15 protein-coding genes are annotated in these 16,219 nt (G+C 55.0%); 9 read left to right on the top strand and 6 right to left on the bottom strand.

From position 1 onward, the window contains the following. Nucleotides 1-10: 10 nt before the first annotated feature. The 5 genes from E0L35_RS12380 to E0L35_RS12360 all read right to left on the bottom strand — a co-directional run bounded on the left by E0L35_RS12380 (nt 11) and on the right by E0L35_RS12360 (nt 4,497). Nucleotides 11-229 (bottom strand): DUF1653 domain-containing protein, encoded by a 219-nt coding sequence (locus E0L35_RS12380; protein WP_138800433.1) that lies wholly within the window; start codon nt 227-229, stop codon nt 11-13. After that, nucleotides 226-1,098, bottom strand: coding sequence for a tRNA cyclic N6-threonylcarbamoyladenosine(37) synthase TcdA (gene tcdA, locus E0L35_RS12375; RefSeq protein ID WP_138800432.1), 873 nt, complete (start codon nt 1,096-1,098; stop codon nt 226-228). The genes E0L35_RS12380 and tcdA overlap by 4 nt, the downstream gene beginning before the upstream one ends. A gap of 11 nt (nt 1,099-1,109) precedes the next feature. Continuing rightward, nucleotides 1,110-1,883, bottom strand: a complete 774-nt coding sequence (locus tag E0L35_RS12370) for a pseudouridine synthase (protein WP_138800431.1) — start codon at nt 1,881-1,883, stop codon at nt 1,110-1,112. A 113-nt stretch (nt 1,884-1,996) separates the two neighbouring features. Beyond that, nucleotides 1,997-3,319, bottom strand: coding sequence for a porin family protein (locus tag E0L35_RS12365; RefSeq protein WP_138800430.1), 1,323 nt, complete (start codon nt 3,317-3,319; stop codon nt 1,997-1,999). Nucleotides 3,320-3,420: 101 nt separating this feature from the next. Continuing rightward, the gene (locus E0L35_RS12360) at nt 3,421-4,497 is read right to left on the bottom strand and encodes a transferrin-binding protein-like solute binding protein (RefSeq protein WP_138800429.1); all 1,077 of its coding nucleotides are present in this window, start codon (nt 4,495-4,497) and stop codon (nt 3,421-3,423) included. A gap of 353 nt (nt 4,498-4,850) precedes the next feature. Between E0L35_RS12360 and E0L35_RS12355 the strand changes: the two genes are divergently transcribed. Together E0L35_RS12355 and E0L35_RS12350 are read left to right on the top strand one after the other, a co-directional pair. After that, the gene (locus E0L35_RS12355; protein WP_138800428.1) at nt 4,851-5,969 is read left to right on the top strand and encodes a hypothetical protein; all 1,119 of its coding nucleotides are present in this window, start codon (nt 4,851-4,853) and stop codon (nt 5,967-5,969) included. Further along, nucleotides 5,962-6,831, top strand: a complete 870-nt coding sequence (locus E0L35_RS12350) for an alpha/beta hydrolase (protein WP_138800427.1) — start codon at nt 5,962-5,964, stop codon at nt 6,829-6,831. The genes E0L35_RS12355 and E0L35_RS12350 overlap by 8 nt, the downstream gene beginning before the upstream one ends. A gap of 102 nt (nt 6,832-6,933) precedes the next feature. Here E0L35_RS12350 and E0L35_RS12345 read toward each other — a convergent pair whose 3' ends face one another. After that, a complete protein-coding gene (locus E0L35_RS12345; protein ID WP_138800426.1) occupies nt 6,934-7,884 on the bottom strand; it encodes a LysR family transcriptional regulator in 951 nt (316 codons plus the stop codon). A 183-nt stretch (nt 7,885-8,067) separates the two neighbouring features. Here E0L35_RS12345 and E0L35_RS12340 point away from each other — a divergent pair, with 183 nt between their 5' ends. The 7 genes from E0L35_RS12340 (at nt 8,068) to E0L35_RS12310 (ending at nt 16,167) form a co-directional block, all read left to right on the top strand. Continuing rightward, nucleotides 8,068-9,585: an ABC transporter substrate-binding protein gene (locus E0L35_RS12340; protein ID WP_138800425.1), complete on the top strand. Its 1,518-nt coding sequence runs from the start codon at nt 8,068-8,070 to the stop codon at nt 9,583-9,585. Between the two features lie 83 nt (nt 9,586-9,668). Further along, a complete protein-coding gene (locus tag E0L35_RS12335) occupies nt 9,669-10,586 on the top strand; it encodes an ABC transporter permease (protein WP_009288365.1) in 918 nt (305 codons plus the stop codon). Between the two features lie 11 nt (nt 10,587-10,597). Beyond that, nucleotides 10,598-11,509, top strand: a complete 912-nt coding sequence (locus tag E0L35_RS12330) for an ABC transporter permease (RefSeq protein WP_138800424.1) — start codon at nt 10,598-10,600, stop codon at nt 11,507-11,509. Further along, complete coding sequence (locus E0L35_RS12325) at nt 11,502-12,551, top strand: ABC transporter ATP-binding protein (RefSeq protein WP_138800423.1); 1,050 nt, start codon at nt 11,502-11,504, stop codon at nt 12,549-12,551. Before E0L35_RS12330 ends, E0L35_RS12325 begins: the two co-directional genes overlap by 8 nt. Next, nucleotides 12,548-13,549, top strand: coding sequence for an oligopeptide/dipeptide ABC transporter ATP-binding protein (locus E0L35_RS12320; RefSeq protein WP_138800422.1), 1,002 nt, complete (start codon nt 12,548-12,550; stop codon nt 13,547-13,549). Before E0L35_RS12325 ends, E0L35_RS12320 begins: the two co-directional genes overlap by 4 nt. Before the next feature lie 39 nt (nt 13,550-13,588). Then, nucleotides 13,589-15,010 carry a M20 family metallopeptidase gene (locus E0L35_RS12315; protein ID WP_138800421.1) on the top strand — a complete coding sequence of 474 codons (1,422 nt, stop codon included), beginning with the start codon at nt 13,589-13,591 and terminating at the stop codon, nt 15,008-15,010. Continuing rightward, a complete protein-coding gene (locus E0L35_RS12310) occupies nt 14,995-16,167 on the top strand; it encodes a M20 family metallopeptidase (RefSeq protein WP_022520146.1) in 1,173 nt (390 codons plus the stop codon). The genes E0L35_RS12315 and E0L35_RS12310 overlap by 16 nt, the downstream gene beginning before the upstream one ends. Nucleotides 16,168-16,219: the final 52 nt, after the last annotated feature.

The following is a 16,219-nucleotide window of genomic DNA, read 5'->3' as shown; positions in this document are numbered from 1 at the left end:
GACTTCCGACTTAAAACGCTTTCTCCAGCGCAAAGCGCGGCTGGGTGAGACCTTCTTTAGTCACCGTTTCAACAAACATGTCGCGCGGGCGCACCCAGAGGCCGTATTCACCGTAGAGGGCACGGTAGACGACCAGGGGCTCTTCGCTTTCGCTGTGCTGAGCAGTGCCAAGTACTTCGTAGAGGCTGCCTTTGTAGTGGCGGTAAATACCGGGAACGGGCGCGGTCATTCGGTTTCCTCTTGAGTGGCGTTTGCGGCAGTTGGCTGGTTGGCTTTTTTGGCCAAGCGTTCCAGCACTTTTGAGGCGGCGACGAAGCCAAAGGTGCCGGTCAGAAATGTGGCGGCGCCAAAGCCAGAGGCGCAGTCCAAGCGCGTGGCGTCACCACTGCCGGGCTTTTGCAGGCAGACTTCACCGTCGGCGCCGGGATAGATCAACTGCTCGTCGGAGTAGACGCACTCCACCGAGAAGCGCCGCTTGGGGTTGCGGGAGAAGCCGTAGTCCCGACGCAGCCGGGAGCGCACCTTGGATAACAGCGGGTCGTGCTCGGTGCGCGTCAAATCAGCGACTTGAATACGCGTCGGGTCGGTCTGCCCGCCCGCCGCGCCGGTAACGGTAATGGGTATTTTGCGCCGCTTGCACCAGGCGATTAGCGCGGCTTTGGCAATCACGCTGTCGATGGCATCCACCACGTGGTCAGCGTCATCAGGAATCCGCTCGGCCAGGTTGGTGGGTGTGACGAAGGCGGTGTCGACCACAATCTCGATTTCTGGAGCAATCAAGCGGCAGCGTTCGGCAAGCACTTCCACCTTGGGCTGACCAATGGTGCCATCCAGGGCGTGGAGCTGGCGGTTGACGTTGGAGACGCAGACGTCGTCCAGATCAATCAACGTCAGCTTGCCAATGCCCGAGCGTGCAAGTGCCTCCACCGTCCAACTGCCTACCCCGCCGACGCCCACCACCACCACGTGGGCATGACGAAACGTCGCGGCTGCATGCTGGCCATAAAGACGGCGAATGCCGCCAAAGCGAAACTCATAGTCACTTGATGAGTCGGCAGTGGCAGCCGATGACGGGTTCAATGACACAGTGGAGGACATAGCAGACTCACTTATAGCGCTTGGAGGGCTGAAGGCGTTTTCTGGGGCGGGGTACGCACGCTGTCCATCGGCAAATGCCCTGCCCAACCAAGCTGATTAAACAGCGCAATCATGGTCTCATCCAAAGCGCAGCTCAACTGCACGCGCTTGTCTAACAGCGGATGGTCAAAGGCCAAATAGGTGGCCGCCAGCAGTAAGCGCGGCGCCCCCATCTGCTCGGCAAAAAAACGGTTGTGGACACTTTTACCGTGCTTGGCATCGCCAATAATCGGATAGCCCCGCCGGGAGAGGTGGCGGCGAATCTGGTGACGCCGACCGGTTAGCGGCCGCGCCTCCACCAGTGAGTAACGCGCCACCGGGTAGCGGTCGACCTGCACCGGCAGCTCGACGCTATCCAGGCGGCGAATATCGGTCATCGCGGGCATAGCGGGCATTTCCGCCTTAGGCCGCGTACCGTCTTCTTCCCTCAGTGGGTAATCCAATCGCTCATTCTCCGGCGCTTTACCGCGCACCACCGCCAAGTAGCGCTTTTCCACCTGGCGCTCGCTAAACGCATCGCTGAGCAGGCCAGCCACTGCCGACGAGAGAGCAAATACCATTACCCCAGAGGTCGGCCGATCCAGCCGGTGAACGGGGTAAACCCGCTTGCCAAGCTGGTCGCGTAAGCGTTGAAGCAGAAATTCGGTTTCACCACGCGCCAACGCCGAGCGATGCACCAAAAGCCCTGACGGCTTATGCACCGCGACGAGATACTCATCCTGATAGAGGATGTTGAGTGGCGTCATAACGCTCCCCGGTTAAAGCTAACAATCTAAACAGGGCGCCATTGTCGCGGCTGGGAAGCTGGATGTCATCAGTGGTTGGCGGTATTAGATGAGCCATTGGAGAAAACGGGCGATCAATATAACTTCGACACCCCCAGTTGCACCTGATTGCGATCATAACTATACAAGTCGATGTTGCTGCGCCGGGATGAGCGAATCAAAGTAAGTTCGGGTGAAAAACCGTTAAATATCCAGCGGCGATTGGTCAGCCGCAACCTGGTGCGCCATAGATCGTCGCGTCGCTCTACACCAAAGGCCGGTGTCACGTCATCATAGCGAGCGTGGAGATACTCCGGCTGAACCAGTGCCGTTAGGCCACCGAACAACTCCCGGTAGTATCCTACGCCACCTCGGTAAACAGTATTGCTGAGCATATCGAGTTCGGTCGATTCCCTGGACACCCCTAGCAGCCCGATGACGCCGCTTGAGGGTGTCAGCGCGAATTGCCCACTGCCCAGCCAACTGGTACGGGTGCCGTCTAGACTACTAGTTTCATCGTGACGCACCCACTGGTGCTCTAGAGACGTATTCAAGCGTGTGCGAGAAGATGGGTAGTAGGTCAATTCCTGGCGAACGCCCGCACCGTGGTTGTAGGGCTCGTTACCATACCAGCGGTGGAAACCGGTCAGCAGCGTGCTAAGTTCAAGATCGCCGAGCTGAAATTTAGGCCCGATATGCACATTGGCAAGCGTGTCGTCAAAGTCGCCACCGCGATAGTCGGTGCGATACAGATTACCGCCAAGCCGCAAGCGAGTATTGTCGGCAATATGCGGTGTCCATTCTGCACTCGTGTTCAGCAGCAAACCAATGCCCGTCTGGCGCTTGGCATTTTCGGAGAGCTCAAACGGCAGGCCGAAGATGCTGATTTCCTCGATACTCGGGGCGGCATTGATATTGGTATCCGGTGCCATGGCCACGGAGACATCCCAGGTGAATGTTTGGCGCTGGCGAATAGCGCCTAAGTAGCGGTCAATATTTATATTGACCTCGGCTGGTAGATTCCCGCTACGTGCGAAACGGAACTGACGCCCCGCATCGCGGTAATCGCCACTCTCGAAAAGCGCGCGACCAAGCTCAAGGCGAACACGCACCGCCTGGGGGTCGCGAATCAGAATCTCGCGAAAATAGTTACTGGCGTTCTCGAAGTTTTGCTCAGCCATGGCCAGCATGCCAAGCAGAAAGGCGATATCGTTGTTGTTGGCAAAGCGCTCGCGCGCTTCGAGCAAAATGGCCTTGGCCTGCGCATTTTCGCCCTGCCCCATAAGGCGTGTGGCCGCCACGGCAGCGGCTGGGATTTCGCGATTGGTGTCGTTATTGCGTCCGGTAGAATCGGCAGAAGAGGAACCAATAAAGCACCAGCAAACCATAACGGTGGTCATAAAGCGGCAAATAGACATAACTAAGTCCTTATTCGGATGAGGAACAGACCAATGCGCCGTTATCTAACTATAAAAAAGCCCCATCCGAACGGATGGGGCGGTATGGCTAGCGTTTCTGCTTAGTTTTTCTTAACGCCAAAGGATCCGTATGCAGCGCTTCCGTTAGGGTCTTTCACTGACCAAACGCCAGCTGCTTCGGCGGCCTCTGGACCGTAAAAACGGCCACGCAGCTCACCTTCCGAATCAGTGCTCAAACTCGCTGCATTGCCGGGTGACGATATCACTTCGGTTATGCCCGCAAAACGGTTGCCGCTATCATCAAGCCCCCCGGCGAGATTGATATCATTCCAGGGCAGGTCAGCAGTGTCAGTATCACGCTCTATAGCATTCATATTGGTCAAACTGCCGTTCAAAGTTTTATCTGCGAAGTTCACACTCAGATTCGCCTGACCAACCAAATCTCGGGCCAAACCATTATCGATAATAACAGTACCACTCGTTGCCCCGCTGTACTCGGCCGAACCTGTCGTGGGCATATCCATAGAGTGAGTGTCATACCCACTAGCAAAGAAACTACCGTCAGAGTCACCACCGCTGTTACGAATCAACCATTCGCCGAAAACCGCGTAGTTTAGTGAGCCATCAAGGAACTGCTGCGAATTATCCTCCATAGATCGCAGCTTAACGTCATTATCTTCACCGTTAAAAAAGTCATAAGGTAGGTCACCTTCAGTAAAATCTCTATCTTCGATGCCGGCGATTGGCGCGTTCAAACGGACTCTTGACCGACCATCTGAATCATTAGGCAGGACTTCGATCATTGCTGCGTGATCCAGCACAGGCTGCTGGTTGATAGCGATACCACTGCTAGAAGGGGTTGCGTTTATGCTAACGCTGTCTAGGTGGAACTCTTCCCCAACAGGTATAGCTTCAACGGGATTGATGGTCTTGTAGGTGAAGTCCTGACCACCATCACCTTGGCCTGCATCCCCGCCATCCGAGCCACCGCCGTCTGTACCGCCACCATCAGAGCCCGAACCACCACCATCAGTCCCGCCGCCACCGCCGCCTGTGCCCTCGCCCGGATTTAAGGGTTGGCTAGAGCTGTCGTTGCTGGAGCAACCGGTCATGGCAACAATGGCCAGGGCCAGTAGAGAAAGTTTTAGCACCGAGCCGTTCTTATCAATACGTTGCATATTGGTGTCCCCTTATGATTGCTATTTTGCTTTTAGACTCGTCGCAATGACTTAAGAAGCCTCTTACTTCAGCCATTGCTTAATTTGAAAACCATTACCTTAGAATCTTCTTACGGAGTGTAATCATTTCACGTCGAGCCTAGGCAAACTGAAGTAAAGCACGCCTCATCTATTTAAAAATCACTCATATGGGTGAAGAATTTAAAAAATGATTAATGATTAACCTCTATTACTTAGATGGGGGATATACGCATTTATCAGGGCTCCAATTGAGGCCTGGGATAAGCTTTTAAAGTGAGGTATATTTTGTCTTAATAGCTTATACCGACACTCACTACATAGGGGCTGAGGTCGTGTACAACAAAGAAAAGACCACATCTACACTTCTGCATGCGCTATATGACAACGTCACTTGTCCCGACGGCTGGGTTCCTTTTCTGCAACAGATTGCCGTTCACTTTGACTCTCCTTCGGCAACACTGCGTATCACTGATCGCGAAAACCCCGTCGTCCACCAATCCTTTGCCACAGGCCTAGACCAAGGCCTTGATTATGATCATGAGGCTGTCATTTTTGACCCTTTCCGCGCATCGTTAGCTAACGGCCCTTTAGGTAAAGTACATACCAGTAGCGAGATTATTTCTGACCGGGCGTTTGAGTATTGCGATCACTATCAATTATTTTTTCGCCCTAATGGCAATTTTTATGCCATGGGCACCCAATTTGAACGCGATGAATCGTCTGCTATGCATATTGGCATACACCGACCGCGTAGCCGGGGTATGTTTACCCAGCAGGAGAAGGCACAGCTAGAAGATTTGAGCGGGCATTTTCGCCGTGTGGTTCAGTTAACGCGGCTTACCAACCAAGTCCAGGTCGCATTAACACAAGCGCACAATGCCTTTAATGCTCTTTCCTTTGGGGTCTGGATGTTCGACTCAGAGCTTCGCTGTCAATGGCACAATCGAGCTGCTGAAGATGCGCTTACCGCCCACTGTTTTGGGCTACGGCAGCGTAATGGCCAATTAACCATTGATGAGAGCACAGCCGGTGCGGCACTTATGCAAGCATCACGTAAGTTAAAAAAAGGAGAAAGCCAATGCGAGAGTGTGCAGCTAAGTGCCTCTGGTGCTTCACTGATACTTTTTGGTAGCCGCATGGCAGCTCTTCCTTCCTCCTGGAAGGTGGGCCACAACGCCAACATTATCGTCTTTTTACTTGACCCTCATATGGCTGTCCCTCTGGATCATGCACGCCTAAAAAACCTCTACTCACTGACGGCAGCAGAAGCGCGTCTGGTCGATTTATTAGTTCGAGGTCTTGACGTCACTGAGGCTAGTGCTTGCCTGCATGTAACGACACACACTACTCGCTCGCAATTAAAATCAATCATGCAAAAAACTGAAGTCACCCGTCAGCCTGACTTAATGAGAAAATTACTGCTTAGCGGTGGATTAGTTAATTATGAGTAGTCATGAGATGAAAGTTCACCGCATTCCCAGGGAGAGTGGTCGTTTTTTGAGTTTCATGGAGACAGGCCCCTCAGATGCACCGGTTTGGTTTTACTTTCACGGCATTCCTGGTTCCCAAAAAGAAGTATTAATGGCAACTACCAGCAATAGAACTGGAAGCGTACGGCTAATTGCCATAGACCGCCCAGGATATGGTGACTCCACTCAATGGCAGAGCTACAGTTTTAGCGACCACGCAGACGATGTGCAGGCAGTGGCAGAGTATCTTCAAATTAATGCATTTTCTCTATTAGGTTTTTCTGGAGGTGGCGTGTTTGCCATGGCCACCGCCCAGGCCCTCAAAGGCAGGATTCAAAGAGTAATTCTTGTGGGAACGCCTTGTGTACCAATGCTTGACTCACCTTTTAAGCACGCGGGAAGGTTGACTGCCCAGGTATGGCATGCAGCACTGACCGCTCCCAAGGATTTAGCCTCCCAATTGGCAACCTTAACAGTCAACAGCAACCTACTGACTGACGCTTTAATGGACTCCCTAAGCGACATGGAACAACAATCCCTACAAATCTCGCGAGTCTATACAGCATTTCAAGACAACCTGGCAGCAGCTACACAACAAGGCGACATGATAGCGGCTGAAAGTATTGTTAGAGACACACAGTTGATGGTAAAGGATTGGCCATTCAATCTCGAGAACATGGCGATCTCAGTAGAGATATTTCACGGTGAGCAAGATAACTTAGTGCATCTTGAACACGGCCAAGCCCTCGCGTCATCCATTCCTGGATCTACTCTAACGACTCTATCTAAATCAGGGCATTACGACACATTGATTAAAGCCTGTGGGCTAAGAATTCAATATTAGGGAAGCCGTCCCCTTTAATCGCGCAGGCTTCGGCAGTAGCGATGAGAGCTAAGATGTGACGGTTATTAAGCGGCGGTTATCAGTGGTCTCGCTTGAGTTGTTTCAATCGACAGTTGACCCTGGCGGGTGAGGCAAAAGCGGCAGTTGCCCAGGCGGTATATGCTCTTTTAGAAATGCTAAAAATGCCTGCGTCGCCGTCGGTAATGTGCGCTTGGCAAGAGTCTGGACTTCAATAAAGCGCAAATCCATGCCTTGGTCACGAATAGGAATGGCGACCACACGCTGTTGATGGATGCGATAACGAACGGATATTTCGCCAGCAAGCGCTACCCCTCCGCCAAGCATGGCAAAATTGATTAAAGCCTCGGTGTAATCGCTGCTAAAAATTGATTCAAACGCCAGGTTTTGACGGCTACAGCAGATATCAAACAGCTGGCGCAGGGTCGTGTCTGGCGAGGGTAACGCCAGCGGATAGTGCTGAAGCTGCGCCAGCGAAATATGTTTTTTAACGGCAAGCTCATGGTGCGGAGAAACCAGCGCCATAATCGGCGCGGGCTGCCTAAGGGCAACGGTAATATCTGCTTCGGGTTTGAGGCTAAAGGTAATGCCGATATCCGCATCGCCTTCCCTCACATGCCGGGTCGCCTGGGCGGGTGGCCCCACCATTAGGTGGAAATGAATACCGCTGTAACGCTTGCGAAAAGCCGCAATTGCCGCGGGTAAAAAATCGACCGCAAACCCTTCTGAACTGGCGAGACGCACCTTGCCCCGCTGCAACCCCCGCAGCGCCAGGATTTCACTGCCAATACGGTCTGCCTCAAGCTGCATATGGCGGGCATGCATCGCCAGCAACTCTCCTGCCGCGCTGGGCACCATACCGCGCGCACGACGCTCAAACAGCAGCGTATCCAGCTCGCTTTCCAGCCGGGCAATCTGACGGCTAATGGCGGAGGGCGCCACATTTAGCTTCCCTGAGGCTTCACTAATAGAGCCACAGCGAACCACCTCGAGAAAGTAACGTAACGCCGTTTCTTGTAACACGCGTGGATTCATAGTGGCTCCCCCTCACCATAAACATTGCCAAAACGGCAATGATAAGTTCTAAACATTGCACTTGTGGCACTCCTAAGCAATAGATTAGTTTTAATTCAAGGCGGCGGCTCATCTAAAAAACAACAAGCCTCGCCAGTACGCCAAACGCTCATAACCTTCCCTTATTAAAAAACGAGGTATGGCATGCAAACATCGAGAACTCTTTATTGCGTTACGTCACTTGCTTTACTCAGCATCGCGACACCCGCATTAGCTGGCAAGGCCAACGATACGCTGGTCTATGCCTCTGACAGCGAACCTGAAAACGTTAGCCCCTACCATAACAACCTGCGTGAAGGGGTTATTCTCGCCCATTTGGCCTGGGACACGCTGATTTACCGCAACCCGCAAACCAACGAGTACGAGCCGCGCTTGGCCACCGAATGGGAATGGGCCGATGATAAAACCCTGGATCTTGTGCTGCGCGAAGGCGTGACCTTTCACAACGGCGAAGCCTTCAACGCTGACGATGTGGCATTCACTTTCAACTATGCAGTGTCCCCCGAATCCCGCGTGGTGACACGCCAAAATGTTGATTGGATTGAAAGCGTTGAGAAACTGGATGACTATCAGGTGCGCATCCACCTCAAAGAGCCTTTCCCCGCAGCCCTTGAGTACCTTTCCGGCCCAATGCCAATTTACCCCGATGAGTATTTTCAGGAAGTGGGTATTGAAGGCTTCAGTCGTGAACCCGTAGGTACCGGCCCTTACCGGATTACCAACGTCCGCCCCGGGGATGGCGTTAGCCTAACTCGCTTTGATGACTACTTTGCCGACAGTCCCATTGGTCAGCCGGAGATCGCCAATATCGAGTTCAAGGCCATTGCCGATGCGGACTCACGTATGGCGCAATTAATGTCAGGGCAAGTCGATTGGATCTGGCGTGTACCTGCTGATCAAGCTGAGTCGTTAAGCGGTATGCCTCAGCTTAGCGTGCTTGGCGGCGAAACCATGCGGGTGGGTTATATCGGGCTGGATGCCGCAACACGGGAAGATTCACCGCTAAATGACCTTCGCGTACGCCAAGCCATCAATCATGCGATGAACAGAGAAGGCCTGGCTAACGATTTGGTGCGTGGCGGCAGCCAGCCTCTGTATGCCCCCTGCTTTCCCACCCAGTTCGGCTGTGAAACGCAGAACGTCATCGAGTATGAGTACGACCCTGACAAAGCCCGCGAACTACTCGCCGAGGCCGGTTACGCCGATGGCTTCGACATTGACCTTCACGCCTACCGTGAACGTGACTACGCCGAAGCGATGATTGGCGACCTGCGTGCAGTGGGCATCAATGCCAACCTGCGCTTTATGACCTCCCCCGCGTTGCTGGAGCTTCAGCGCAACGGTCAAACCGATATGTCGTTCAAAGCCTGGGGCTCCTTCTCTATTAACGATGTCTCGGCGTTCGTCAGCGTCTACTTCACAGGCGGCATTGACGATCTCTGGCAGGACACTCAGGTGCAGGAGTGGTTACAAGTCGCCGATACCTCGGTAGATCCTGATGTACGCTTAGAGCACTACCAAAAAGCGTTCGCCCGCATTTCCGAGCAAGCGTACTGGGCACCGTTGTTTTCCTACTCCACCTACTACGCCCACACCGCTGATCTCGACTTCACTGCCTACCCTGATGAACTCCCCCGCTTCTACGAGGCGAGCTGGAAATAACGTTACCGATGGCATCTGATCGAGTTAACGGCAGCCGTGGAAATCACCACGGCTAGCCTTCCACAGCGAGGGAGTGATGCTTTATGTGGGCATTTGTTTTCAAGCGCACGCTAATAGCGCTTAGCGTCGCTCTGACTATTTCGGTTCTCTGCTTTAGTCTGCTGCAGCTCTCGGGTGACTTGGCGCTCTCCATTGGTGGCCCCGAGGCCACCGCCGAGCAGGTAGAACAAATCCGCGTTGATTACGGCCTGGACCGCCCGGTGATTCAGCAATTTACCACTTGGCTGTGGGGAGCCGTGCAGCTCGACTTTGGGCGTTCATATTACTACCAAAGCGAGGTAATGGATCTAGTCGTTGAGCGACTACCGGTGACGATGACCCTAGGAATATTGGCCTTGGCGATTGCGCTGGGCGTGTCTATTCCCCTCGGTGTGGTCGCCGCGCTCAAACGTGGCAGCTGGATAGACCGTATGGCCATGGCGATTGCGGTCACCGGCCAGGCAATGCCCAACTTCTGGTTTGGCTTAACGCTGATCATCGTGTTTGCCGTCAAGCTGCAGTGGTTTCCAGCCGCAGGTAGCGATAGCTGGCAAGGCTTTGTGCTACCGGCCGTTGCACTGGGCTATTACGCCACCCCCGCCATGATGCGCCTGACCCGCAGCGGCATGCTGGAAGTACTGGAGGCAGACTACATTCGCACCGCCCGGGCCAAGGGTCTGCGCACCGGCACGGTGATCTTCAAACACGCCTTGCGCAATGCGGTGATCCCGGTGGTCGCTCTGGCCGCCGTGGAGCTCGGGTTTATGCTCGGCGGGTCAGTGGTTATCGAAACCGTGTTTTCACTACGCGGGCTGGGGCAGTTGGCGTGGAACGCTATTTCACGCAATGACTATCCGGTCGTTCAGGCCATCGTACTGATCATTGCGCTGTTCTATATCGTGTTGACGCTGCTGGCCGACATTCTCAACGCAGCCCTCGACCCACGCCTGCGCGCGCGCTAACGGAGAACACCATGACAGACTCTCTTACCCCATCGGCTACCGCGCTACAAAGCCAATTAACTCCTGCTTGGCAGACGCGTCTATGGCGCAGCACGCTCAATAATCGCAGCTTGGCCATCGGCCTCTTAATCATTGCCTCGTTGGGGATTGTGGCGCTTCTAGCACCGTGGCTGGCTCCCCATGATCCCTACTTACAGGACACCGCTAATCGCATGGTGTCGCCTTTTTGGCACGACACCGGTAGCTGGACGCACCCCTTAGGTACCGACCGCCTTGGCCGCGACTACCTGAGCCGCCTTATCTTTGGCGCGCGAATTTCGCTGTTTATTGGGTTGGTGGTCGCGCTGATTTCCGGCCTGATTGGTACCACTCTGGGGGTCTTGGCGGGCTACTTTGGTGGTCGCGTTGATGCGGTGGTGAGTTACCTGCTGACCACCCGCCTGGCCATGCCCGTGGTGTTAGTGGCGCTGGCCATGGCCTCGCTGATCGGCGGATCAATGCTAACCGTTACGCTACTGCTAGGCCTGCTGCTATGGGATCGTTTCGCGGTCGTCGCCCGCTCGGCCACCCAGCAACTGCGCGATGCCGAGTATGTGCAAGCCGCCCAGGCGTTGGGCTGCCCTCTGCCCTACATTCTGCTACGCGAAGTGCTTCCTAACATTGCAGGCGCGTTGATTGTCGTCGCCACCCTTGAGGTCGCCAACGCCATTTTGCTCGAAGCAACGCTGTCATTTCTAGGCATGGGTGTGCAGCCACCCTCGCCCTCCTGGGGGCTAATGATCGCCGAAGGCAAAACCTATATGTTCTTTCAGCCCTGGGTGATTACGATCCCCGGCGGTGCGCTGTTTATGCTAGTGCTGGCGATTAACTTGCTGGGTGATGGACTGCGCGATCTCAGCGCACCGGGAGGCCGCAATGAGTAATCTATCAACCGCTGAGCATTCCGCGGCAACAAGCTCGCCTCTACTGACGGTTAAACAGCTGCGCGTCGACTTGCCCGTGGCAAAGGGCACCCTTCACGCGGTACGGGGTATCGACTTTCACGTTGAGCGTGGAGAAATGCTCTGTCTTGTAGGTGAGTCAGGCTGTGGTAAATCCATGACCTCACTGGCATTAATGGGCCTGCTACCGGGCAAGGCGCAGATAAACGCCGATTGCCTCAACTTTGACGGTGTCAATCTGCTCACGGTTTCTGAGCGCGAACGCAGCAATTTACGTGGCGCACGCATGGCGATGATTTTTCAGGAACCCATGACCGCCCTCAACCCCGCCTATACCTTGGGCAATCAGCTCTGCGAAGCCCTGCTTCGTCATCAGCGGGTGTCACGTAAAGCGGCCCATGACCGCGCCCTCTATTTGCTTAAACGAGTCGGCATTAGCGCTGCAGAAGAGCGCATGCGCCAATATCCCCACCAGCTTTCAGGCGGGTTGCGCCAGCGGGTGATGATCGCCATGGCACTAATGTGTGAGCCCGATTTGATCATCGCCGATGAACCCACCACTGCATTAGATGTGACGATTCAGGCGCAAATCCTGCACCTGCTACGCGACTTACAGCAGGAGTTTGGCACGGCGATCATTTTCATCACCCACGACTTGGGTGTCGTTGCGCGTATCGCCGACCGGGTCGCCGTGATGTATGCCGGCGAAGTGATTGAAACCGCCTCTGCACAGGCGCTCTTTAAAGCCCCCAGCCATCCCTATACCCAAGGTTTGTTGCGCTGCATACCGACGCCCGGCAAGACACTGCCAGGCAGTCGTTTGCAGGCGATCCCAGGCGTAGTGCCCAGCTTGGTAGGCAAAATCGAGGGCTGCGCCTTTTGCAATCGCTGCGATCAAGCGGATGAGCGGTGCCGAACCACGCCCCCCTTACAGGCTGTGGCAGGCGAGCACTTTTCACGCTGCCACTTTGCCCATCAGCTAGCCAGCCCAGCGCCACTAAACGATCAGGAGGTAACGTCATGACAAGCACCACCTCTCCTGCAGACAGTATGGATCCTCTTGCCCTTGAACTCTGCGCGCTGTCTAAAACGTTCAAACTGGGCGGTGGCATGCTACATAAGCCTCAAACCTTAAAAGCAGTCAATGAGGTATCGCTACGCGTTCCGCGCGGCCAGGTGATGGGGCTGGTGGGCGAATCAGGCTGTGGCAAGAGCACCTTGGCCAAGATGCTGCTGGGGCTGACACCCCCTAGTTCGGGCGATGTGCTGATCAATGGCAAAGCGATTGTTAACGCTAACCAAAAGGCACTGGCCCGGCATATACAGCCGATCTTCCAAGACCCTTATTCGTCGCTTAACCCACGCCAGCGGATTGCTCAGATCGTTGGTCTACCGCTACGTATTCACGCGCTAGGCACGCCCCGTGAACAGGCAGCGAAGGTCGATCAGATGCTTGACCTGGTCGGCCTACCCAAACGCGCCGCCCAGCAATACCCCGGGCAAATGTCAGGGGGGCAGCGCCAGCGGGTGGCAATTGCCAGAGCGCTGATTATGCGCCCTGATCTGGTGATTTGTGACGAACCCACTTCCGCGCTGGATGTATCGATCCAGGCGCAGATCCTCAATCTACTGCTCGACCTTAAAGATGAGTTTGGCCTTACCTACCTGTTTATTAGCCACGACCTCGCCGTGGTCGAACATCTCGCGGACCGGCTCGCGGTCATGTATCTAGGCCAGATTGTCGAAGAGGGTACCCGTGAGCAAATCTTCACCTCACCACGCCACCCATATACCCAAGCGCTACTCGCTTCCGCGTTGACCCCGGAGCCAGGTCTAGGCGTGCCCGACATAGGCCTGGGGGCAGGCCAGCCCGACCCCACTCAGCCACCTTCAGGCTGCGCCTTCCACCCTCGATGTCCGATGGCTCAGCCAGAGTGTGCCCAGCAAGCGCCCGCACTGAGCGCTATTGCTCAGAGTACTGCTCAAGGCAACCAGTCGAGTGTCGCCTGTCACTTTGCCTAAATACGGTTAACTAATACCTAACGTTAAAAAGGAATGCTTATGTCGCGCCAACACGCCTTAGACAATGCTAAAGCCTATTTTGATAGTGGCGAGTTTTATAATCAGCTTTCGCCGCGTATTGCCATCCGCAGCGAAAGCCAGGAACCCCATCGGCTGGAAGAGCTTCAACGCTACCTTACTGAACAGATTATTCCCGATATTGAGCAGCTCGGTTTTAGCTGGGACATTGTTGATAACCCGACTGAAGGGTTTGGGCCGTTTCTGCTTGCTGAACGCCTTGAGCCAGAAGCCTCGTTCAGCGTATTAACTTACGGTCATGGCGATGTCATCCGCGGCTATGACGACCAATGGGCTGAAGGTCTTTCGCCCTGGAAAATCACCCAGCAAGGGGATCGCTGGTACGGGCGTGGCACGGCGGATAACAAAGGCCAGCACACCATCAATTTAGCCGCGCTGGGCTGCGTGCTGAAAGCAAGCAATGGGCGCCTGGGCTATAACGTTAAGCTGGTGCTGGAAATGGGCGAGGAGACGGGCTCCCCTGGCTTAAAAGAGATCTGCCACCGCTACCGTGACCGCCTCGCCGCCGATGTGTTTATTGGCTCAGATGGGCCGCGTTTGAATGCCGACGCTCCCACGCTGTTTTTAGGTTCACGGGGTTCCTTCAATTTCGACCTTAAACTCCAGGCCCGTGAAGGCGCTCACCACTCGGGCAACTGGGGTGGCGTATTAAAAAACCCTGCGGTGCGTCTGGCCAATGCACTCGCCACACTGGTGGATGCCAACGGCGTTATTCAAATCCAAGGCCTACGGCCTGACCCAATACCCGAAGCCGTGCGTAAAGCGCTCGCCGCATTGGAAGTCGGCGTCGGCGACAATGCCCCCACTATCGACACTGACTGGGGTGAGCCAGGACTATCGCCCGCTGAACGACTGTTTGGCTGGAACACCTTAGAAGTGCTCGCCATGAAGGCGGGCAACCCGGATGCCCCGGCCAATGCTATTCCGCCAACGGCCTATGCCCACTGCCAACTGCGTTATGTGGTGGGCAGCGACCAGGACAATTTTCTCGTCCATTTACGCCATCACCTGGATCAACACGGCTATCACGATATTGAGGTAAGCGCTGCGCGCATGTCGCAAATGGCGGCGACACGACTCGATCCTGAAGACCCCTGGGTGGGCTGGGCGTTGGCCTCTATGCAACGCTCCACCCATAAAACGCCGACGCTGCTACCCAACTTAGGCGGCTCGTTACCCAACGATGTGTTTGCCGAAACCCTGGGCTTACCCACGCTATGGGTTCCACACTCCTACCCCTCCTGCTCCCAGCACGCGCCTGACGAACACCTATTGGGGAGCATCGCTTCAGAGGCACTGATCTTAATGGCGGGGCTATTCTGGGATTTGAGTGACCAAGGATCAGACATCATGAGAGAGAAAGCCTTATGCAAGACGAACTAACCCAACAGGTTTGCGCGTGGCTGGAAGGCCAGCAGCAGGCGATGCAAGATTGCCTTGAGGCGCTGGTCAATATCGATTCCAACAGCTACGACAAAGCAGGCACGGATGCGGTTGCCGATCAGATTACTCAATGGCTTGAACAAGATGGCATCACCATCATACGCCACCAGCGCCCTGAGTCAGGCGATATTTTAGAAGCACAACTGGGAGGAACTGGCCAAGGCCATGTGCTCTTAATGGGCCATCGCGATACGGTTTTTCCTACCGGCACCGTGGCTAGCCGAGGTTATACCCAGCAAGACAACGTCGGCTTTGGCCCTGGCGTTGCCGATATGAAAAGCGGCCTGGTCATGAACTGCTTTGTACTGCGCGCATTAAGCCGCCTGCCCAACTGCCCATTGCCCGTTCGCGCCCTGTTTACCGCTGATGAGGAGATTGGCTCGCCAGATGGGCGGGCGTTCATCGAAGCCACCGCCCAGGGGGCACGTGCCGTCTTGAACGTCGAGCCAGGGCGGGTCAGCGGCAATGTGGTCACTGGTCGCAAAGGAGGTGCTGGTTTTTTGATCAACGTCACCGGCAAAGCCGCCCACTCCGGCGTGAGCCATGCCGATGGCGCCAGCGCCATCGAAACACTCGCCCGCAAGATCATCAAGCTGCATGCGTTGACCGATTACGAGGCAGGTATCACCACCAATGTGGGCACCATCACCGGTGGTGTATCACGCAATACCGTCGCGCCTTTCGCGTCGGCACAGTTGGACACTCGTTTTGTTACCACCGCCCAGCGTGATCAGCTGTATAAAGCCATTGAGGCGATTATCGCGGAATCCGACGTTCCCGACACTCTTGCGACCATAGAACAAACCTCTGAATTTTATCCTCTCGAAGCACGTATGAGCAGCGCGCTGTTTGAGCTTTATCAGGTTCAGGCTAAGGCGATCGGGTTTGCTGTTGACGGCGAATTCACTGGCGGCTGTTCTGATGCGGGCTGGACGGCCAGCCTGGGCATTCCCACTCTGTGCGGTCTTGGCCCTGTCGGCGCAAAAATGCACACTGACGAAGAGTACTGTTTGCTGGACACACTGGTGCCGCGCACTCAGGCACTCGCTTCTACGTTATTGAATTTGCACGATGTATCCTTTGCTTCGGCACGTTAAATTGGCAATGTAACTGCTAGCCAACTACCTTGAGTAAGCAACGCTGCTACAG

It is taken from the genome of Halomonas sp. ATBC28 (genome assembly GCF_005937175.1).
GTDB classification, from domain to species: Bacteria; Pseudomonadota; Gammaproteobacteria; order Pseudomonadales; family Halomonadaceae; genus Vreelandella; species Vreelandella titanicae.
The sequence above is the reverse complement of the archived record's forward strand: the minus strand, read 5'-3'. Positions and strand labels throughout refer to the sequence as shown.